Origin of the sequence: Lebetimonas sp. JS032 (assembly GCF_000523315.1) — a bacterium.
In the GTDB taxonomy this organism is placed as follows: Bacteria; Campylobacterota; Campylobacteria; order Campylobacterales; family Nautiliaceae; genus Lebetimonas.
In genome coordinates this window covers 1,381,081-1,401,548 of sequence record NZ_ATHS01000001.1, presented here as the reverse complement: position 1 = coordinate 1,401,548, position 20,468 = coordinate 1,381,081, and the positions used below count along the sequence as shown (strand labels likewise).

20 protein-coding genes are annotated in these 20,468 nt (G+C 31.2%); 6 read left to right on the top strand and 14 right to left on the bottom strand.

Annotated features, from left to right (window positions below; translation table 11 throughout):
- Window positions 1-19 precede the first annotated feature (19 nt).
- Window positions 20-295, bottom strand: coding sequence for a hypothetical protein (locus DZ65_RS0107835; RefSeq protein WP_024790185.1), 276 nt, complete (start codon window positions 293-295; stop codon window positions 20-22).
- On the bottom strand, window positions 295-1,200 hold the full coding sequence (rsmH, locus tag DZ65_RS0107830) for a 16S rRNA (cytosine(1402)-N(4))-methyltransferase RsmH (protein ID WP_024788077.1): 906 nt from the start codon (window positions 1,198-1,200) through the stop codon (window positions 295-297). Before rsmH ends, DZ65_RS0107835 begins: the two co-directional genes overlap by 1 nt.
- 62 nt (window positions 1,201-1,262) lie before the next feature.
- On the opposite strand from rsmH, the gene DZ65_RS0107825 reads away from it, so the two are divergent.
- From DZ65_RS0107825 to recG, 3 genes are read left to right on the top strand one after another with little or no spacing between them, the layout of a single operon-like run.
- Complete coding sequence (locus DZ65_RS0107825) at window positions 1,263-1,811, top strand: class II aldolase/adducin family protein (RefSeq protein WP_024790966.1); 549 nt, start codon at window positions 1,263-1,265, stop codon at window positions 1,809-1,811.
- Window positions 1,812-1,824: 13 nt separating this feature from the next.
- On the top strand, window positions 1,825-2,916 hold the full coding sequence (locus tag DZ65_RS10110; RefSeq protein ID WP_236617374.1) for a pitrilysin family protein: 1,092 nt from the start codon (window positions 1,825-1,827) through the stop codon (window positions 2,914-2,916).
- Between the two features lie 41 nt (window positions 2,917-2,957).
- On the top strand, window positions 2,958-4,706 hold the full coding sequence (gene recG / locus DZ65_RS0107815) for an ATP-dependent DNA helicase RecG (RefSeq protein ID WP_024790965.1): 1,749 nt from the start codon (window positions 2,958-2,960) through the stop codon (window positions 4,704-4,706).
- Here the strand turns inward: recG and DZ65_RS0107810 are convergent.
- The 12 genes from DZ65_RS0107810 to DZ65_RS0107755 all read right to left on the bottom strand — a co-directional run bounded on the left by DZ65_RS0107810 (window position 4,698) and on the right by DZ65_RS0107755 (window position 17,390).
- Window positions 4,698-5,888, bottom strand: a complete 1,191-nt coding sequence (locus DZ65_RS0107810; protein ID WP_024791501.1) for a class I SAM-dependent methyltransferase — start codon at window positions 5,886-5,888, stop codon at window positions 4,698-4,700. The two genes, recG and DZ65_RS0107810, sit on opposite strands and share 9 nt — an antisense overlap.
- Before the next feature lie 49 nt (window positions 5,889-5,937).
- Window positions 5,938-7,239, bottom strand: coding sequence for a UDP-N-acetylmuramate--L-alanine ligase (murC, locus tag DZ65_RS0107805; protein WP_024788073.1), 1,302 nt, complete (start codon window positions 7,237-7,239; stop codon window positions 5,938-5,940).
- A complete protein-coding gene (locus tag DZ65_RS0107800) occupies window positions 7,236-7,697 on the bottom strand; it encodes a hypothetical protein (RefSeq protein WP_024788072.1) in 462 nt (153 codons plus the stop codon). The genes murC and DZ65_RS0107800 overlap by 4 nt, the downstream gene beginning before the upstream one ends.
- On the bottom strand, window positions 7,694-8,788 hold the full coding sequence (locus tag DZ65_RS0107795) for a succinyldiaminopimelate transaminase (protein WP_024790963.1): 1,095 nt from the start codon (window positions 8,786-8,788) through the stop codon (window positions 7,694-7,696). Before DZ65_RS0107795 ends, DZ65_RS0107800 begins: the two co-directional genes overlap by 4 nt.
- Window positions 8,785-10,953, bottom strand: coding sequence for a polyribonucleotide nucleotidyltransferase (locus DZ65_RS0107790; protein WP_024790962.1), 2,169 nt, complete (start codon window positions 10,951-10,953; stop codon window positions 8,785-8,787). The genes DZ65_RS0107795 and DZ65_RS0107790 overlap by 4 nt, the downstream gene beginning before the upstream one ends.
- Window positions 10,950-11,540, bottom strand: coding sequence for a hypothetical protein (locus DZ65_RS0107785; RefSeq protein WP_024790177.1), 591 nt, complete (start codon window positions 11,538-11,540; stop codon window positions 10,950-10,952). Before DZ65_RS0107785 ends, DZ65_RS0107790 begins: the two co-directional genes overlap by 4 nt.
- Window positions 11,537-11,761 (bottom strand): J domain-containing protein, encoded by a 225-nt coding sequence (locus tag DZ65_RS11350; RefSeq protein ID WP_255327396.1) that lies wholly within the window; start codon window positions 11,759-11,761, stop codon window positions 11,537-11,539. Before DZ65_RS11350 ends, DZ65_RS0107785 begins: the two co-directional genes overlap by 4 nt.
- Before the next feature lie 23 nt (window positions 11,762-11,784).
- Entirely contained in the window at window positions 11,785-13,188 is a 1,404-nt protein-coding gene (locus tag DZ65_RS0107775; protein WP_024788069.1) for an MlaD family protein, read from the bottom strand.
- On the bottom strand, window positions 13,185-15,176 hold the full coding sequence (locus tag DZ65_RS0107770; RefSeq protein ID WP_024790961.1) for an LPS-assembly protein LptD: 1,992 nt from the start codon (window positions 15,174-15,176) through the stop codon (window positions 13,185-13,187). Before DZ65_RS0107770 ends, DZ65_RS0107775 begins: the two co-directional genes overlap by 4 nt.
- Window positions 15,157-15,600 carry an RDD family protein gene (locus DZ65_RS0107765; protein ID WP_024788067.1) on the bottom strand — a complete coding sequence of 148 codons (444 nt, stop codon included), beginning with the start codon at window positions 15,598-15,600 and terminating at the stop codon, window positions 15,157-15,159. The genes DZ65_RS0107770 and DZ65_RS0107765 overlap by 20 nt, the downstream gene beginning before the upstream one ends.
- Complete coding sequence (purD, locus tag DZ65_RS0107760; protein ID WP_024788066.1) at window positions 15,601-16,857, bottom strand: phosphoribosylamine--glycine ligase; 1,257 nt, start codon at window positions 16,855-16,857, stop codon at window positions 15,601-15,603.
- Between the two features lie 68 nt (window positions 16,858-16,925).
- Window positions 16,926-17,390, bottom strand: a complete 465-nt coding sequence (locus DZ65_RS0107755; RefSeq protein WP_024788065.1) for a DUF2628 domain-containing protein — start codon at window positions 17,388-17,390, stop codon at window positions 16,926-16,928.
- Window positions 17,391-17,436: 46 nt separating this feature from the next.
- Between DZ65_RS0107755 and DZ65_RS0107750 the strand changes: the two genes are divergently transcribed.
- From DZ65_RS0107750 to amrB, 3 genes are all read left to right on the top strand, one after another.
- Window positions 17,437-18,423: an amidohydrolase family protein gene (locus tag DZ65_RS0107750; RefSeq protein WP_024788064.1), complete on the top strand. Its 987-nt coding sequence runs from the start codon at window positions 17,437-17,439 to the stop codon at window positions 18,421-18,423.
- A 73-nt stretch (window positions 18,424-18,496) separates the two neighbouring features.
- Window positions 18,497-19,498, top strand: coding sequence for an AmmeMemoRadiSam system radical SAM enzyme (gene amrS / locus DZ65_RS0107745; protein ID WP_024788063.1), 1,002 nt, complete (start codon window positions 18,497-18,499; stop codon window positions 19,496-19,498).
- Window positions 19,499-19,586: 88 nt separating this feature from the next.
- On the top strand, window positions 19,587-20,384 hold the full coding sequence (gene amrB / locus DZ65_RS0107740) for an AmmeMemoRadiSam system protein B (protein WP_024788062.1): 798 nt from the start codon (window positions 19,587-19,589) through the stop codon (window positions 20,382-20,384).
- Window positions 20,385-20,468 lie beyond the last annotated feature (84 nt).

Below are 20,468 nucleotides of genomic sequence, written 5' to 3'. Positions count from 1 at the left end.
TAGATAAATAAAAAATGAATTAAAAAGAAAGTTTTTGAAGTCTGTTTTTAAATTTTATTTTTTCTATTTTGGATGAAAGTATGGACTGCTCTGCTTTTAGGGAATAATATTCGTTTAACAATTTATTTAAATGCAAAGAATATATGTAAATATGATTTGAAATATATATTTTAGGAAATAAGACAGCCAATGAAAAAAATATTACAAATACAACATTTTTAATAATTGATATGGATAACGACTCTTCTTCGATTACTTTTGAGACCTCTTCAATTAAAAGTTCTTTTTCATTCATTATTTTTCCTTAAATAAAAACCCCCTGAGTTTTGCACTTCTGCTTCTTGGATTTGTCTTTATTTCATCATTTGTAGCAGTTACAGGCTTTTTAGTAATAATTTTACCCAACGCATGATTGCCGCCGCATTCACATCTGATAGCTTCGGGAGGGCATATACAGTTTTTCGCCCACTCTTTAAATTTGTTTTTTACTATTCTGTCTTCGAGTGAATGAAAGGTTATTATACCTAAAATTGTGCCTGGTTTTGCAATATTCTTTGCATTTTCAAGCAGATTTTCAAGCTCACCCAGTTCATTGTTTACTTCAATGCGGACGGCCTGAAATATTCTTGCCAGACTTTTTTTATCTTTTATACCGATTTTACCTAAAATATCGGCAAATTCACGGTTTGAATTAATAACACGGTTGGAAATTATGGCTTTTGCAATTTTTTTATACCTTCTCTCTTCGGCAAATTCTTTTAAAATTCTTTCAATTTCCTCTCTTGAATAATAATTAATTACCTCATATGCACTTAAATCCTGATTTTTATTCATTCTCATATCCAAAATTTCACTTTCGAAATTAAATCCCCTCTCGGGATTGTCAAGCTGAAAAGAACTGACCCCTATATCCGCCAAAATACCTGCAATTTCCAAATCTTTCAAATCTTTTAAAGCAACACTGGCCCTTTTGTTGATAAATTGGATTCTGTCTTTAAAAGGAAAAAGTCTTTTCTTTGCAAAATTAAGTGCATCCGTGTCCTGATCTATTCCAATTAGTTTAATATTCGGAAAATTTTTAAGTATCGCAACGCTATGACCGCCAAAACCTAATGTGCAGTCAACAAAATAACCTTCTTTCATTGGAGAAAAAAGTTTTATTACTTCATTTAAAAGAACCGGTATATGAGGAATTTGCATAATAACCTTTTTTTTAAAAATTATACTAAATTTTTGATATAATTTGGCAAAAAAGGTAATATTTGCTTGAAAAACTGTTTTTAGATGATTATAAATTAACCGCCAGGGTTTTGCAAGAAAAAAATATATTAAATATAGGTTTTGGTAGCATTTCTTTAAAAACAGGCAACGACACCATGCTTATAAATAAAAAAAACAGCTGCATTTTAGAAGAAAATTTTTATATATCTGTAAATATTGCAAACAAAACACTCGCATACAAAGAAGCAAACGAAGATGCCCCTCTTCATGCAAAAATTTACAAAAATATCTCTTTTGCAAAAACTGCATTGAATCTTTATATGCCAAATACCATTGCTTATTCTATAATCCACGAAAAATTCCAGCCCATAGACACATACGGAAAAAAATATTTTAAAAATATAACCATTATCGAAGATTTAATGACAGAAACAAATATAAAAAAATTATTAGCCATTCTTGAAAAAGAAGAAATTGCAATTATAAAAGCAAAAAGCGTGATTATAATAAGCAGAGATATAAAAGAAGCTTTAAAAAAAGCTTTTATTTTAAACAATTCTGCAAGAATTTTATTAAAAATTCCACATTAAAACGGAGGTATCAATGATAATTTTTGAAAAAGATTGCATAGGAAGAAGTTTTTTACAAATAGTTTTTTTAAACTCGGGAAGCATATTTTTTAAAGACGGAGTAGCCAATTTTGCCAAAGAGATATTAAACAGAGGCACCAGCAAAAAAAAAGAAAAATTTTTTTCCTTTTTGGATGAAAACGCCATTAATCTGAATTTCGGAATAAACCATGAATATTTCACCGTTTCCGTTAAATGTTTAAACAATAAAAGAAAAAAAGCCCTCGATTCGTTAATAGAGCTGTTCAGTGATATCAATTTGACAAAAGAAGCTTTTGAAAAAACAAAAAGAGAAATTATTGCCAAAAAAGAGAGCTTAAAAAACAACAACGACTATATTGCAAATAAAAATCTTTATCGTGCCATTTTTGAAAACACACCGCTGGCAATTCCCGTAATAGGAGAAAATATAGAAAATATCACTAAAGATGATATAAAAAATTTTTTTAACGAATTAAGCGAAAACGTAATTATAATCAACGGAGGAGAAAAATTTGATTACGAAAAATTTATAAAATTATTTCCAAAAAAAGAAAAAGAATATCCTTTCTTTGAGCCTATTCAAAAAAACATTAAAGAAAATAAAGAAGTAGAACAAAGTTATATCTATTTCGCAAGTGAATACAATATTGAAAAAAAAGAGATTCATTTGGCTAAAATAGCAACTTTTATTTTGGGAAGCGGGGGCTTTGGAAGCCGTATTATGGAAAAAATCAGAGTAAAAAAAGGTTATGCATATTCGGCATATGCATTTAACACTTTCAAAAAGACCCATAAAATTTTAAGCGGATATATGCAGACAAAACTTGAAAATACTGAGGATGCAATTAATTCTTTAAAAAATATAATTAACGATTTTACACAAAACGGAATAACCGCTGAAGAATTAAACGACGCAAAAAAATTTTTACTTGGTAGCGAACCGCTTAGAAACGAGACACTAAGTCAGAGACTTCTTAAAAAATTTAATGAAGTATATCTTAATTTACCTGAAAATTATTATCAAAAAGAACTTGATTTAATCAAAAACACCAAATTAAATGAAATTAACGATTTTATTAAATAAATTTAAAAATATAAAAAATTTAAGTTTTTCAATTCTTACAAATGACTGATTTAAAAACACTTGAAACCGCATTAATAAAACCAAAAGATTGGGAAGATAATCATCTATATCCCTATCTTTTAAACAGACCCCAGGCATTTGAGGCCGAAATACTCGATATTCAAAAATCATCTAAAATCACCAGAATTAAATTTTTTTTAAAAAATATCAATCAGATTATGTGGGGAGTATTTTTTGTTTTTAAAAAATGGCATGAAGCTGTTTTTAAAAAAGGTAAAACTCTATATATAAGAGGAGAAATCAGAAACAACCAATTAATCCAGCCAAAACCAATAAGCAGAATAAATGAAATAACCTCTGTATATTCATCTGTAAAAATAAAAAATGAAATAAAAAAACATCTGAGCTTCGAAAATTTAAAAATACTGCCGCAGGAAATTGCCGAAACTTTGATAAAAATGCATTTTCCGACAACTCTAAAAGATATTGAAGAAAAAAAAATAGAATATGCACTAAAATGGAGCGAAATTTTTTTATATTTATATAAGCTTCAAAACAAAAAGAAAATATTTCCTTCAAATCCGATTATTTCAGAGCCGACGCCTTTTATAGATTCCCTTCCGTTCAAACTTACCAATGACCAGTTAAAAGTTATAAAAGATATACAAAACGATTTATCAAAACCCGTTCAGGCAAGAAGGGTAATAATTGGCGATGTAGGAAGCGGAAAAACAATCGTTATGCTCTCTACTGCATTTATGGCTAAAAAAAGCGCAATTATGGCTCCTACATCAATACTTGCCAATCAGATTTACGAAGAAGCGGATAAATACTTAAATGGAAAATGGACAATGGAAAATGGAAAATTATTTAAAGTGGTATTGGTTACGCAAAAAAGTAAATTCACTGAATATGATTTAAAAAACGCAGATTTATTAATAGGCACGCATGCTCTTTTATATCAGGATTTACCAAAATTAAACGCTGTAATGGTTGACGAACAGCACAGATTCGGAACCAATCAGAGAGCAAAGCTTGAAAAACTAACTTCAAGTGGAAAAGTCTTACCTCACTTTTTTCAATTCAGCGCCACCCCCATCCCAAGAACACAGGCTCTTATTATGAGCAGTTTTGTAAATGTAAGTTTGATAAAAGAACTTCCTTTTAAAAAAGATATTGATACAAAAATAATAGATAAAAGTGATTTTAAGGATTTAATAACCCATATTCAAAAAGAGATAAGCTTAGGCAATCAGGTGGTAATTGTTTATCCTCTTGTAGAAGAATCGCAAAATTTTAATTATCAAAGCATAGAAGAAGGAAAAGATTTCTGGCTTAAATATTTTGGCGGAGTCTATATAACACACGGAAAAGACAAAAACAAAGAAGATATTTTAGTCGAATTCAGGGAAAAAGGAAATATTTTAATAACAACAACCGTAATTGAAGTTGGAATTTCTTTGCCCCGTTTAACCACTATTGTAATAGTCGGAGCCGAAAGGCTCGGACTCGCAACACTGCATCAGCTAAGGGGAAGAGTCGGAAGATATGGACAGAAAGGATACTGCTTTTTATATACAAATAATAAAAACAACAATAGGCTTATTGAATTTTCAAAAACGCTTGACGGATTCAAAATAGCAGAACTTGATCTGAAATTCAGAAAAGCCGGAGACCTGCTCGACGGCAAAAAACAAAGCGGTGAAAAATTTAACTATTTTGATGAAACAAAAGATTTGGGAATTTTAGAGGATGTTAAGAGATATATTGAAAAAAATCTATCAGATTAAACTTTCTTCAATAAATGTTCTTTTTATTATAGGATAATTATTATTTACACCGTTTGAATATAAAATTTGATATAAATGCTGTTCTCCTATATAAAAAGAAACCGCAGATGAAATTAGATATAAATCCCACATTCTGTAAAATTTTTCATCAAATTTATTAATAACAGTATCTTTAATATTGTGAAACTTATTTCTCCATTCAATTAATGTTTTATAATAATGCAATCTCCAATCATCCATATCCATAAAATATAAATCACTCTCTTTTGAAGAATCAAATATTTCACTAACGCAAGGTAAATGGCCGCCGGGAAAAATATATTTTCTAATCCATTTACTTGTAGGTGCAGGATGTTGTTTGCCTATTGTATGAAGCAAAAAGAGGCCTTTTTTTTCAAGAATATTATTAACAACTGAAAAAAATTTTTTATATCTTTCTTTACCGACATGTTCAAACATACCTATTGATACGATTCTGTCAAATTTTTTATTTAATTTAGGTAAATTTTCATAATGCATTAAATAAACCTCTACTAAATTATTTAAATTTTCCTCTTTTATTTTTTCTTTGACATATTCATACTGGTTTTTTGAAAGTGTAATTCCGATACAAGGTATATTATATTTTTTTGCAGCATTAATTATAACTGAACCCCATCCGCATCCAATATCCAAAAAATTTTTTGCATTTTTTAATCTTAATTTTTCATAAATAATATTTCTTTTTTCTTCCTGGGCTTCTTCTAAACTCATATCTTTTTTTGTAAAAAAAGCACATGAATAAGTCATAGATTTATCCAACCATGATTTATAAAAATCATTACCTAAATCGTAATGATATTGAACCTCTTTTTCCTCAATTTTTTTCAGCATACCCAAAAAATTAAAAAAGAGTTTCGTAAAATCTATCTGTTTTTTTTCTTTATCCATTAAATTAACATATGTAAGACCCCCGATTAACAATTCTTCAAGAGAACCGTTTATATTTATGTTTCCATTTACATATTCTTCAGCAAAACCCATCTCTGGATTTATCAAAATTCTTTTTGCTGTTTTATAATCTTTCAAAATAACCCCTAATTTTCCATCCCCCATTTTTTTATCTGGGAATTGCACATAAATTTTTTCAGGCATATATTTATTGAATTCTTCAATAAATTTGTTTATTGTCTTTTCTAACATAACAAATCCTTTTTTTTTATTATAAAACTAAAAAAAGAAAATGTCAAAATTATAAACCTCTCAATTGATAAGTAATATCCCCCGCTCCGAAGCCTATAACCAGTCCGTCTTTTATTTTTTTAATTATTTTATTGTCTTTAATTAACATAATATTATTTCTATTAGTTTTTATCTTATCTGCAAATATAGGATTGTATTTTGAAAAATGCATTTTAAAATCAATATTTACTTCTTTTTCCCCCGCTGACCATACCGGTAAAATTATAAGTTCATCCACCCCTTCAAAACAGTTTACAAAGCCTTCTAAATTATCAACCGTCCTTGAATATTTGTGAGGTTGCCAGATGGCCGTTATTTTATCTATTCCGTTTAATTTTGCATACAAAAGTGCCGAATGAATGGTTGCTTTTATTTCTGTTGGATGATGCCCGTAATCGTCTATTAATATAAAATTATCCTCTTTTTGTAAAATATCAAATCTTTTTTTAATGCCTTTATAATTTTTAATATTTTCAGCAATTTCTTCCATTGAGATAAATTCATTTGCAGCTTCAATTGCAAGGAGAGCATCCAATACCAAATGTTCACCAAATCCGTAAACTTCAAATTCGCGAGTCTTATATTCGAAAATAGTTTTTGGCTGATTGTCTCTTAATTCATATCGTATGTTTTTAGCATCAGTTAAATAAACTTTTTTCATAGGCAAATCAAGACTTTTTATAAATTCATCATTCCCGTTTACAACCCTGATTTTTGCACTCTTTAAAAATTTTTCATAATGGGAATAAAAAAGTTTTAAATCATGATTATAAAATTCCATATGTTCAGGTTCGGTATTTGTAACAACTGCAACAAATGGATTTGAATCTATAAAACTGCCGTCGCTTTCATCCGCTTCAAACACCATTAAATCGTTATTACTAAATCTGGCATTGGAATTAAAATCTTTACTTTCAGCCCCTATCAGGGCACTGGCATCTTTTAAAACAGAAGCCAAAATAGAAGTTGTTGTGCTCTTACCGTGGGCACCGCAGACTGAAATTACCTTTTTATTATTTAAAACAAAAGGCAAAAATTCCCTTCTGCTTATTGTTTTTATACCTTTTTTCTTAGCGGCAACCCTTTCAGGATTATTTTCTTTAGCAACAGCAGTAAAAACGATTAAATCGATATCATCGGTTATGTTTTCTTCTTTTTGTGGAATATAAACTTTTACACCTAAACTCTTTAGTTTTTCTGTCAACGGAGTGGCATGTATGTCGCTTCCGCTAATTTTATAGCCTTTTGCGCTTAAAAATCTTGCCAAAGCGCTTAAACCTATTCCTCCTATACCGATAAAATGTATTCTCACTCTTGAAACTCTTTTACAAACTGATTTTTATATTTAATAACAAGATCATCTATTTCATCGTTAAACCCTGTAAAAAAATAATCTTCGTAAATTTCACTTAAATCTACATATTTTTCAAAAAATTTATCTAAACTGAATCCGGCCAACATTCCAATTACAAACATAGAAAACATCTCTTTTAGTTTAGCATCTTCAATTAAATATACCATATCATAACCAACCTGTTTAGCTTCGCTAACAGCACCTTCATCCCAAAGTTCAAGCATATATTCCATCATCGCCCTGATTGCCATTTTCTCTTCCGGATTTTTAACATCAAGAGTTTTTTGCTCTTCTATTTTTTTATTAATTATTTCAAAAGTTTCTTTTAAAATTTTTTTAAATGTTTCATCTATCTCATCTTCTCTGTTTTTTCTAACTAATTCATCCAATTTTTTATATTTTTCTACCAAACTCATAAAATTTCCTTTAAAATATTGAGTGCCGTTTTTATTTTTTCCATATCATAAACAAGAGCTATTCTGACATAACACTCTCCTGCGCTATTTCTTCCCATAAACCTGCCGGGCAATACTTTTACACCTCTTTTATATGCTTCAACAGTGAATTTTATATCATCGTCTACTTTTAGCCATATATAAAAAGTGGCTTCCGGGATATCCACCCCTAAAATTTCTTTGGCCACTTCAAAATTTTCAATATATTTTTTTCTGAAAATTTCCGGATATTCTTCATCCTCCCATGCCGCTTTTGCCGCATATTGCAAAGGCAGAGGAATGGCGCAACCTGTATAAGTCCTAAAAAGCAGATATTTTGTTAATATTTCTCTCTCTCCCGCAATAAACCCGCTTCTAAGCCCGGGGGCTGAACTTCTTTTTGAAATGGAATTAATGGCGAGTACATTTTTAAAATTTCTGTTTCCCACTTTCATACTTGCCTCAAGAATTGAAGGTGGTGGATTTTTTGTATAAAGCTCGCTGTAACACTCATCATTTAATATCACAACATCTTTTTTTAGGGCATATTCCACCCATTCACATAATTCGTCCAAATTCATAACACTTGAAGTAGGATTATTAGGAGAATTTAAAATAATAAAATCTTCATCTCCTTCAAGCTGGGACAGACTTGGTTTAAAATTATTTTTTTCGCTGAGCTCTAAATAGTTAATTTTACTCCCGGCTGCAACGGCAGCCCCTTCATAAATTTGATAAAAAGGATTCGGAAAAGCCATTTTTCGAGGCTTTAAAAAAAGCGGAAAATTAAATAAAACTTCCCGTGTCCCGAATGTAGGAATCAGTTCATCTTTTCGAAGTTCTACATTAAATCTTCTTTTTATAAAATCTCTTTGGGATTTTTTTAAAATTTCCTCCCCGGCGGTTTTGGCATATTTATTTAAATATTTAACATTTTTACATAAACTTTTTTCAATAAACTCAGGTGTTTCAAACTGCGGCTCTCCTATTGTCAAAGAAAACACCTCCTTTGGATGAGGCACATCTTTTAACAATTCATTTAATTTTTCAAAAGGATATTTTTCAAACATCACTCCTCCACTAAAGCAAGCTCTATTTTAAATCCGCTTTGAGAAAGCACTTTTACTTTTATTTTATCCCCAACATTGAAATCTTCCGGATTTTTTCCGTTGAGTTTTGATTTATGCAAAAGCCCCTCAACACCTGGTACCAATTCTACAAAAAGACCGAAATCTACGATTTTACTTACTTTTCCTTCTATTATTTCACCTGTTTTAAAATCAGGAATTTTCGGTTTGTCATCTTTACAAATCACATTTAATATATAATCTTTTGTTGCTTGAAGCTGCTCATGACTTTCACCGAAAATTTTCACTTTTCCGCTGACTCTATCCAAATCTATTGTTACTCCGAATTTAGAAATGATATCTTTTACGGTTTTACCCGCAGTACCTATAATATCTATAATTTTATCCGGTTCGACTTTAAAACTAATAGCTTTTGGAAGCACAGCTTCGTTATATTTAATCTCTTTTGCGGCTTTTTCCATAAGTTCGAGTATATAACATCTTGCGTCCCTAGCCTGATAAAGGGCCTCTTTTAAAACATCAAGAGAAATTCCCCCTAATTTTATATCCATCTGCATAGCGGTTATTCCTTCATAAGTTCCTCCGACTTTAAAATCCATATCTCCGTCATGATCTTCAAGCCCCATAATATCAGTAAGTACCGCATATTTATCACCTTCACTTATAAGACCCATTGCAATTCCCGCCGCCATTTTAAGTAGAGGAACTTTTGCGGCTTTTAATGCCAAAGAACCTGCACAGATCGTAGCCATTGAGCTACTTCCGTTACTTTCAAGTATTTCACTTACAACCCTTACTGTTTCATCAAATTCCGGGTCTAAGAGCGGCTCAATTGCCCTTTTTGCCAAATTTCCATGACCCAGTTCCCTTCTGCTCGGAGGTCCCAATCTTTCCGCTTCACCTACTGAAAAAGCCGGAAAATTATAATGAAGCATAAATCTTTCAAGCTTTTCTTCTTTATCTGTCAAATTTCCGTAAACCTGGGCATCCATATCACCGCCTCTGGTTGCAACAGCCAAAGCCTGGGTCTGTCCTCTTGTAAACAGACAGCTTCCGTGTGCTCTTGGAAGAACGTTTGTCTCTATACTTATAGGCCTTATTTCATCGAGTTTTCTTCCGTCTGCCCTGATTCCCTCATATAAAATCATACCTCTTACAATTTCTCTTTTAACTGTTTTTACAGCTTTTAAAATAACATCATAATCTTCTTCTTTATCCAATAAACCTGCTATTTTTCTTGCAAATTGTTTTAATAAATAATCCCTTTCGCTTTTGCTCAAATATTTTATTATTTCTTTTAATTCATCTATATATTTTTCTTTTATTGTTTCAATATATTCACCCGGGTCTTTTTCAACTCTCTCTTTAAATTCGGCAGGGGCTTTTTTAAATTCTTTTAAACCTTCCTCATAGGCTTTAACACCCTCTTTTATAGCATTTTGAGCAACTTTTAAAACTTCTATTAAATCATCTTCTTTTATTTCATTTGTTTTATAATTTACGATTGTATTTTCAATAGGCGCCCCGTCAAGCATTATATCTTCGACAGGAATAATCTCAATATCTTCCTGACCCTGGGCGGCAAATTCTATCATTAAAAGCTCGTCTTTGCTTCCGGTAACAAACAGATTAAATTCTCCTTTTTCAAGCTCACTTAATGTAGGGTTCACAATTATTTTACCGTCTATTCTGGTAAGTCTTACCCCGTAAACCATTTTTGAAAAAGGCAAATCACTTAAATACATGCAGGATGCGGCGGCATTCATGGCAGCAGCCTGCAGGTCACTCTCTTCATCCGCACTTACCGCCATAATAGTAAGAACGGTATTGTATCCGTATTCTTTAGGAAACAGAGGCCTGAGGCTTCTGTCAACTATTCTGGCTGTTAGGGTTTCAAAATCCCCCGGTTTTTGTTCTCTTTTTACAAACCCTGCAGGAATTTTTCCAACCGCATAGGCTTTTTCGACATATTGAACCACAAGAGGCACAAAATCCTCTTCCACAAGTTCATCCGGATTATACGTAAGCGTAGCAATCATTACCGTATTTCCGTCTTGAAACCATACAGACGAATTTGCCTGTTTAGCTAGCTTATTTAAAACAAATTTCTGAACTCTGTTATTAACTTTTAATTCTACACTGCAACTCATTTATTCTCCTTAATATAAAATTCGGTATCTATATAATCTTTTAGTTTTTGAATATAAAAAAGATTATCTACAATTTTTTCTATTTTATCGGCTGATTCTTTTGAAATAAAAGGCACGGCAACATTTATTTTTAAAACTTTTGCATTTATACAGCTTTTAATGGCACATAAAAGGGTAAGTGCGGTATTAGAGCCTAAATCAACCAATAAAATATTTTTATTCTCAATTGAAATTATACTCTCTCCCAAGCGGAATTTATGCATTTTAGGAATTATTTTTTCTTCATAAATTCTATTTGCTTCGTTATAAATATAATCATCCGTTATATCAAAAGCATTTTTAAGCTCGTCTATTATAACCAATTCTCTAAACTCACTCACGGCACCTATTACAGTTTCTTTGTTCACAGGGGAAAAAATAGGTTCAATAAACAGCATATCACCTTCTACAAAAGAATTTTTTAATCCGATTTCACGGGAGAGAAAAATTGACCTTTCATTTATGCTTAAAATTAACAAATTGTTAAAAATAGTTTTATCTATAATATTGTTTAACTGATAAATAATCTCTTCCGTTGATAATTTCATTCAAAAACCTTAAAATTTTTATGAAATTCCTCCGGGTACTGTTTTTTTATTTCATCTTCGCTGAATGTAAATTTAAAGTTTTTTATATAATCTTTTAAAATATTATAGGCTTTGTTTATTTCTTTCATTTTTTCTTCATTCCCTCCTGTGTCGGAATGATATTTTTTAGCAAGTTTCTTATAATTTTTTTCTATTTCTTTTGCGGTGCTTAAAGGTTTAATATGTAGGATTTTACAGGCTTTTTTTATTTCAGAAATGATGTTGCACCCCCTGAAATTATACTTTTTAAATCATTGTCTCTGAACCTTATACCAAGACCCAAAAACAGTGAAGCAGCACGCGAATTTAAAATATTTTCAAATCCGCCTAAAAATTCAAGATGTTTTAGATATATATATTTGGCTGCTAAATTTAAATGAGGGTTAGTGCCCCTTATATCGTTTACGGCGTTAAAATCATATATTTCGGAACTTAAAATTACTTTGTCATGGTCTAAGAAATAATCGGCTCCGATTCCTCCCGTGCTTTCTATAATACCGCCTCTTATTAAGAGATTATCAAATCTTTTTCCATATTCGGCAGTAATATATGATTTATTTTTAATATGGTTTTTATTTATATTATCCAGATTGGAATAATCTTTTGAGGAAGTCACACCCAGAATATAATATTTTGTCGGAGTCGGCAAATAAGCAATCTGTGCGTAAGATTTTGAATAACTATCACGTGAAAGAAATTTATTGTTAAATTCAACTTCAATTTGGGATTTTGTCGCACTTGAAAGAAGTTTGTCAATTTTTTTAAAGCTTTCACCCCCGCTTACAAAAAAATCTTTAGCCGAAGCTATCGCTGTTTTTATACTTTTTTTATTATCGTTAAGAATAGAATTGGCATTAACCCCTAATTTTTTATATTCGTCAATGGTGGGGCCTAATTTGGAATTAAGGGTATCGCCTGTTTTATTGAGTTTAGCAAGAAGTGTGTCCGACTTATTTATAATATCGGGAATTTTTTTGTTTATTTTTATCCCTATGTCTTTATAAGTGGCAATCAATTCATTTGCGTTATCAAGCAGACTCGGTATTTTTTTATTTGCATTTTTTATAACCGATTTCAAATCAACAGAAGCGTCTTTTATATTTGCCAAAATCTGGTGAAAATTATTTATAGTGTTTTTATCGAGAGTTTTATTTAATTTTTTGATCAATACTTTTACATCATCGACGGCACTGTTGACATTATTCATCAAATCATCTAAAGAAGCCGCATTTAAATATTTTTTTATTGTTTCGTTTTTTGAATAGTAAATATGATTTTTAGAAGGGATTATTTTTACATATTTTCCGCCGAGCATATTATCCTGAGCCAGGGTAACCATGCTTCCTTTTGGTATTTTAACCCCTTGCTTTATTATAAGTTTTAATTTCACTAAAGAATTATTAAGTTTTAAATCTTCTACTTTACCTATTTCAACGCCTCTTAATTTTACTTTTGCTTTTTTTTCAAGCCCGCTTGCATCATTAATATAAGCATAAAGAGTATAACCTTTCTGATTAAAATCCTGAAGGGATTTTACCTGAAACGTCAGATAGAGTATCGACAAAATTCCCAAAAAAACAAATATTCCCACCTTGGTTTCTGTTTTCATTTGTTTCCTTTAAAAATAAATGATTGATTTACGCCGCCTATCGGATAAAATTCCACCGACAGATTAATTATATTGTCTTTTCTGTAATTTGTTCCACTTGTTTCCAGCACAGGAACCCTGTCTTGTTTAAAGCTTATTTCATATTTATAACATTTTTTATTCATACTAACCCCCAACATCCAGTATTTTATATATTTTTCGTTTAAATCAAACGAATATTCAAAATAATATCTTTTATATATATTTGGTTTATATCCGCCTCCAAGTGTAACGGATTTTAAATTATCCCTTTGATATAGATGCGATATAAAATAATCAATTTTACCATTATTATAACCAAATTTTATATTATTATAATCTATTTTCCCCTCATCCACAGAATACTTATTGTTTTCATTAATATAATAATTTAAATAATAAAAATTTAAAATATTTTCCAAATCGGCAAATTTCCTATCATCAAGATAATAAATTTCATTTAATGTATGATCAATGTTTAAATTATTAAATTCAAAAATTTGAAACAGGCTGAAAAGCAGATAATTTTTCATTTTGGGGACATTTATCAAATCCGAATAGATTTCTTTATGTGAATAATTTTTTATATTTATGGAAAAAGAAGGATTTATAATATGATAAAAATTATTATAACTTTTTGCCAAAGAAGTAAAAAATTTAAGCTGGGTCGTTAAATACAGATATTTAGAAACCCCCAGATTATTTTTCTGATAATATTTTCCGTATCCAGAATATAAATTTTCTGTAAGCTTGAATTTCATATAATCATTAAACAGACTTTTATAAAATGAAACCGGCAAATTAATATCGGAAAAAATAAAATTAGAGCCTTTAGCTCTGTAATAATTATAAATATTAAAATCAAGTGAATCTAAAAACACCCCTCTTTTTTCCAAAAAACGGTGATAATTAATCTGCGGCAGAATCTGCCAGGTTGCAGAGTTACTGAGAAGTGAGGTGTCTATAAAATATTTAAAATACATACCGTAATAATTTTTATTTAACGCTCTTATATAATTCAAATAAGAAGTTATTATTTTATCCGTCAGATAAGAAGTGTCAAATCTGTAATTGTAAGCATCTAAATAGAAATAATCAACATCATTTGCATATTTCAAATCAAGATACAGCTTGTCTTCACCAAAAAGTTTATCTCTTTTATAATACAATGAATAACCATAATGTTTTTTATGTGCCAGATTGTTTTTTTCATAATAACTGTTTTTGTCGCTGAATAAACCGAATTTTATTTTACCCTCTGAATAAGGCGAATCAACAAACCTAAAAACAGAATAAACCCCTTTTCCCCTTTGGGTACGCACAGTAGGTATTATTTCCAAATCGGAATTTAGTGATGTTACAAAATAAATTGGTTGAGAGTATAATAAGCCTTCTTTGTTTGAATATCCTATATACGGCCTTAAAAGACCGCTTCTTCTTTTTTTGTTAAAACTAACCTGCCAATAAGGGAAATAAAACACAGGTACATTGTGGACAACCAATACAATATTTTTAAGTTTTAATAATTTTGAGAGTCTGTTATAATTTCCGCTGCTTGCCTTTATAAACCAGTCCGGCTTATCACTGCAGCATGTGGAAAAATAAGGGCTATTGAAATATAATATATTTTTTTTGGAATCGGCTTTATTTGATCTGACCCAGCCGTCTATATTTTTGTCATAAAAGAAAATATTTTTTATTGTGATTTTTTCTTTTGAATAAGCCAGCAATGAATCGCCAAGCAAAACATCCTGATTTTGATAAAAAACAGTTACGTTGCCAAAAAGTTTTATTATATGATTTTTTTCTATTACCCCGTTTTTAGCCTGTAAAAAAATATTGTTTTTATATATAATAAGCGGATTTTGAAGAAAATAGTTCCCTTTTTTTTCAATTACATCTGTTGAATATATTTTTAAGGCAAATACAACAAAAGGTACAATTAAAAAACTAATTACTCTTAACAGCAACACATTTTCCTACAATATCATGAATTGCCCTGTTGTATGGGTCAAAAACAGCATAAATCATTCCTAAATAAAAAAACATTTCATCAAAATTTCTCATCACGCTTCTTATAAACGCCCTTAAAAAACTGGGTTTGTCAAATGAATCTACATCTATTATTTCTATTTTCACGAGCATTTTCCCTATTGTTTTACCGTAAAGTGCAATAAAAATCCAATGATAAAGTGTATATGCCAAAAAAATATAAACAAAAAGAGAATCAATTAATAAAACCATTTCCTCATATGTTTTCACATTGGCAAATCTGTCATAAAAGGCCAAAATAACCAAAAAACTTATTAAAAAGTCATCTATGCTCATGGAAATGGCTCTTTGCCAAATCGAAGCTGTTTCCCGCTCTTCCCTTTTGAGTTTTTCCCCAAGCATCTATTTTCCTATTGCCTGATAAGCAATGTCACTTCTGTATTTTTTACCTTCAAAATGAACTTTTTCAACTATTTTATATGCTTCATCCCTTGCTTTTTGAACATTTTTTCCAAACCCGACACATACTAACACTCTTCCGCCGGTTGCATAAAGTTTCCCATTCATTTTTTTAACTCCGGCAAAGGCTATATACCCGTTACACCCGTTTAATTTATCTATCGTAATTTCGGCAGGCTCGCTTCTTGAATAAGGATAATTTTTACTTGCACATACAACCCCCACAGCAACCGTATCTTTTATTTTTACATCAATTTTATCAAGCTGCTTGGTCGCCCCGTTATAAAACATATCATAAAGTGAGCTATCAATTAAAGGCATAAGTTCCTCACATTCAGGATCTCCGAATCTTACATTATATTCAAGAACATAAGGTTCATTATCCACTATCATAAGTCCTGTAAACAAAACACCTTCAAAAGGTGCGCCTTCATTTTTCATTCCTTCAAGTGTAGGCTTTATGATTTTTGTTTTTACTTTTTCATATATATCCTCCGTGGCAAGAGGGGTAGGCGCATACGCTCCCATACCGCCTGTATTAGGCCCCTTATCTCCGTCAAGAAGTCTTTTATGATCCTGTGCGGCCGGAAGCAAAACAAAATCTTCCCCGTCGCATATCGCAAACATGCTAAGTTCAAAGCCGTCTAAAAATTCTTCAATTATGACTTTTTTACCCGCTTCCCCAAATGCTTTACCGCTCAGCATTTCCTCCACTGTTTTTTTTGCTTCGTTTTTGCTATTGGCGATAATTACACCTTTACCGGCACAAAGCCCGTCCGCTTTTACAACAATCGGTGTTTTTTGCATTGAATCTATAAATTCATAAGCCTTGTCTTTATCATCTGTTTCAATATATTTAGCGGTGGGAATATTGTATTTTTTTAAAAAATTTTTCATATACACTTTGCTGCCTTCCAGTCTTGCCGCTTCTTTGCTAGGCCCGAAAACACTAAGACCTTGGGATTTAAAAACATCGACAATTCCTTTTACCAAAGGATCTTCAGGCCCCACTATAGTCAAATCAATATTATTGTTTTTTGCAAAATCAGCAAGTTCATTAAAATCTTTTATATCTATATTTGTGGCAAAATCCTCGGTCGCCCCATTTCCAGGTGCATAAAAGATTTCAGCTTCGTTTTTTAAATGATAACCGATGGCATATTCTCTTCCCCCGCTTCCGATTATTAAAACTTTTTTCATAATAAGCCTTTTTTACGAAATTATATCAAATTACCCGCCAATCCTGCCTACTCACCACTCACCACTCACTACTCACTAATATTATGTCCTGTAATTAATGAAAAAGCAATTGGCCATACCAATATTAAAATAACCGCAACAGCCGCGACAACATACCAGATATTAGGTTTGGCTTTTTTCTTTACACATTCAATATCAGGATTATGAATGCCCCCACAGTTTTGTATATCCCTGTCCAATTTGTTCAGATATAAATAATAATAACAAAAACCGCCCAGCAGCGAATTTACAATTATAACACCCACAGGGGAAACATATCCCACCATTAAACTGACAACCAACACTCCGAAAGCTTCGTTAAGTGCTTTTCTGTACAGCAGATAAAACCATCCGAACAAAAATCCCCAAAGATGAAATTTCGCCCTGCATTTTCCAAGACCATCTTCACCCATTATTTCTTCAAATTTTTTTAAATCTTTTTCATTAAGGTGATAATAACTCTTTTTTAAAATTTCCAAATATTTATTTTTCATAAATATTGCCTTTTTTTAGTAAAATTATAATTAAAAAAGGACATAAATGAAAATAAAGGTCCCAAAAGCAATAGATATCAACATAAAAAATTCCGAAAGTGTAAGCAGACTCTCTTTTGCGGCAAAAAACGGCGGGATAACGGCGGCAGTGATGATACCTTCCCACAAGCCTATTTTTGACAAACTTCATTTGGCTTATAATTTAAAAAGGGCACATGAATCCGATTTTAATCTTTTGATAGCTATTGAGGGAATACATGAAAACAGACTTTCTAACATTTCAATTCTAAAAAAAAGGGGTGCAAGTGCAATTTATATAAATTCGGATGAGGATATGAATTTAATAAAAAGAGTCTTTGAATATGCACAATTTCTGGATATACCTGTTTTTGTAAACTGTAACAGCAAGTCCCTCAGCGGTATTATGAATGACAGTGAAACAGCATATTCCCTTGGTATAAGCGGAATCCCGAATTATGCGGAAAGTGCGGAAGTCGCTAAAATATACGAACTTTCCCGTCATTTTGACGCTAAAATAGTGTTTTTGTCAATAACAGCAAAAGAATCGCTTGAAATATTAAAAAATAAAAACAAAAATATTTATATAGACGTGGCAATAGACAATTTATATTTTACGGACGAAATGTTAAAAGAATTCAACACCGTATATAAGACTTTTCCGCCCCTCAGAAGCGAAGAAGATAAAAACGCCCTTTTAAAAGCATGTGAAAAAGGGATAATAGATTTTATATCTTCAAATCATATCGCTGCAAACAATAAAGACCTTCCCATTGAGGAAGCGGAATACGGAATAAGCAAACTTGATATTTTTACCCAGCTTGTCTATTCTCTTCCTTTAAAAAAGGAGACTGTCACAAATTTAATATCCACTAATCCTGCAAAATTATTTAATATACAAATAAATGATTACATTACCCTTGAAAAAGGCGAATTTGAAATAAATACCGAAAATTTTGCAAGCAAAGGGAAAAATTGCCCATATAAAAAGATTAATTACAAAATAGTTGAGTAAATAAGACTAAAATTTCTTTACTTTTCCCCTATTTTTTGATATAATATATTAATCTTAAATTAAGGAGGGGAAATTGAAATTTTTTGAAAAAATAGATAATACTAAAATAAAATGTCTTTTATGCAGACATCACTGCATTTTAAAAGAAGGCCAGGTTGGAATCTGCGGCATAAATATGAATAAAAACGGAGAACTTGTAAATTTAGTATACGGGCATCCGTCCTCTGTAAATGTAGACCCGGTTGAGAAAAAACCGCTTTTTCATTTTTTACCGGGAAGTGCGGTTTTAAGTTTCGGAACAGTGGGATGTAATTTTAAATGCCCGTTTTGTCAAAACTGGCAAATTGCCCATACAAGTAAAGTAAATGATAAAATTTACGTATCACCGCAGGAAATGGTAAATCTTGCTATTGAATATAAATGCAATTCTATTGCGTATACATATAATGAACCGAGTGTTTTTTATCCGTATGCAAGAGATGTGGGTATATTGGCAAAAGAAAAGGGACTTAAAAATATTTTTGTTACAAACGGTTTTGAAAGTGTGTATGAAATAGAAGATATGAAAAGCTGGGTGGATGCATGTAATGTAGATTTAAAAAGTTTTAAAAAAGATTATTACAAAAAAGTTTTAAAAGGCGATCTTGATTATGTACTCGATACAATCAAAAGATTAAAAGATGTCGGAATTTGGCAGGAGATTACCACTTTAATAGTCCCGGGAGACAATGACAGCGAAAAAGAATTAACACAAATCGCCGAGTTTATTGCCGGAGTTGGAGTGGAAATTCCCTGGCATATTACAAGATTCCATCCGGATTACAAAGTCCAAGACAAAGGCCCTACTCCTATTGAAACAATGCTTAAAGCCTATGAAATAGGTAAAAAAGCGGGGTTAAAATATGTATATCTCGGTAATGTGGCAATGCCTGTAATTACATACTGTCCAAAATGCGGCGAAGAGCTTATTGTAAGAAGTATTTACAAAATTGAAAAAAATATTTTAAAAATAGATGAAAATGGAATCGGACACTGTCCGAAATGTGGTGAAATTATCGAAGGAATATGGAAATAAATAGTAAGTAGTGAATAGTGAATTGTGAGTTTGCCCGGCCGCTTGAAAAGCGGCGGGGTGATAAAAGTCAAAATTAAAAGGAGTGATTATGAGAAATGCGGTAGTAAAAGAATGGTATGGAGTGACATGCGAAGGAATTGAGGGTTATATAAACCATTTTAATAAAATTATAGATGAAAATGTGGATAAAATTAAAGCAAAAGAGATATTTTCCTTAAAACCAAAAGCTATAATAGTTCCGCATGCAGGATGGGTTTACAGCGGATTTAGCGCAAATTTTGCTTATAGAATCGCAAGCAACACCAAGCCTAAAAGAATCCTGGTAATAGGCCCGAGCCACAAATTTCCGATTGAAGGAATAAGTGTAACATTGGAAGAATCATATGAAACCCCTTGCGGCATACTGCCTATAGATAAGAATTTTTCAATTGAACTTATGGAAAAATTTGATGTAGCTAATCTTGAATATGTCCATGTAGAACATTCGACAGAAGTTCAAATGCCTTTTATTTATCATTATTTTGGGGAAATTCCTGTAGTTGAATTAATTTACGGAAACTATTCGCCAAATAAATTAAAAGAAATAATAGAATTCGCAATTGATGAGAATTCTTTAATTGTAATTTCAAGCGATTTAAGTCATTATTATGATATAAAAACGGCAAATGCACTTGATTCACACTGTTTGCAGGCCGTTAATGATTTGGATTTATTGGAACTTGAAAAATGTGAAGCCTGTGGTAAAATAGGTATAGCAGCCATTATTGAAGCAGCAAGGGAAGAAAAATTAACACCTTTTATTGTAGATTACAGGACAAGCGCCGATGTAAGCGGCGATGAAAGCCAGGTTGTCGGATATATGAGCGCCTTATTTATAAAAAGCTAATAATTTTTTGTTATAATTTACAAGTTTAACACTTCTTAAAAAGGAGGGTTAATGGCAAAGGGTAAATTTAAAATGAAGAGGAAA

Excerpts from the sequence above, each read along its gene's own strand:
- recG (WP_024790965.1), top strand. The coding sequence starts at position 2,958 with ATGACTGATTTAAAAACACTTGAAACCGCATTAATAAAACCAAAAGAT.
- purD (WP_024788066.1), bottom strand. The coding sequence starts at position 16,857 with ATGAAAAAAGTTTTAATAATCGGAAGCGGGGGAAGAGAATATGCCATC.
- DZ65_RS0107775 (WP_024788069.1), bottom strand. The coding sequence starts at position 13,188 with ATGAAAACAGAAACCAAGGTGGGAATATTTGTTTTTTTGGGAATTTTG.
- rsmH (WP_024788077.1), bottom strand. The coding sequence starts at position 1,200 with ATGCAAATTCCTCATATACCGGTTCTTTTAAATGAAGTAATAAAACTT.
- DZ65_RS0107750 (WP_024788064.1), top strand. The coding sequence starts at position 17,437 with ATGAAAATAAAGGTCCCAAAAGCAATAGATATCAACATAAAAAATTCC.
- DZ65_RS0107810 (WP_024791501.1), bottom strand. The coding sequence starts at position 5,888 with ATGTTAGAAAAGACAATAAACAAATTTATTGAAGAATTCAATAAATAT.
- DZ65_RS0107835 (WP_024790185.1), bottom strand. The coding sequence starts at position 295 with ATGAATGAAAAAGAACTTTTAATTGAAGAGGTCTCAAAAGTAATCGAA.
- amrB (WP_024788062.1), top strand. The coding sequence starts at position 19,587 with ATGAGAAATGCGGTAGTAAAAGAATGGTATGGAGTGACATGCGAAGGA.
- DZ65_RS0107755 (WP_024788065.1), bottom strand. The coding sequence starts at position 17,390 with ATGAAAAATAAATATTTGGAAATTTTAAAAAAGAGTTATTATCACCTT.
- DZ65_RS0107790 (WP_024790962.1), bottom strand. The coding sequence starts at position 10,953 with ATGAGTTGCAGTGTAGAATTAAAAGTTAATAACAGAGTTCAGAAATTT.
- DZ65_RS0107800 (WP_024788072.1), bottom strand. The coding sequence starts at position 7,697 with ATGAGTTTGGTAGAAAAATATAAAAAATTGGATGAATTAGTTAGAAAA.
- DZ65_RS10110 (WP_236617374.1), top strand. The coding sequence starts at position 1,825 with ATGATAATTTTTGAAAAAGATTGCATAGGAAGAAGTTTTTTACAAATA.
- DZ65_RS0107785 (WP_024790177.1), bottom strand. The coding sequence starts at position 11,540 with ATGAAATTATCAACGGAAGAGATTATTTATCAGTTAAACAATATTATA.
- DZ65_RS0107765 (WP_024788067.1), bottom strand. The coding sequence starts at position 15,600 with ATGCTTGGGGAAAAACTCAAAAGGGAAGAGCGGGAAACAGCTTCGATT.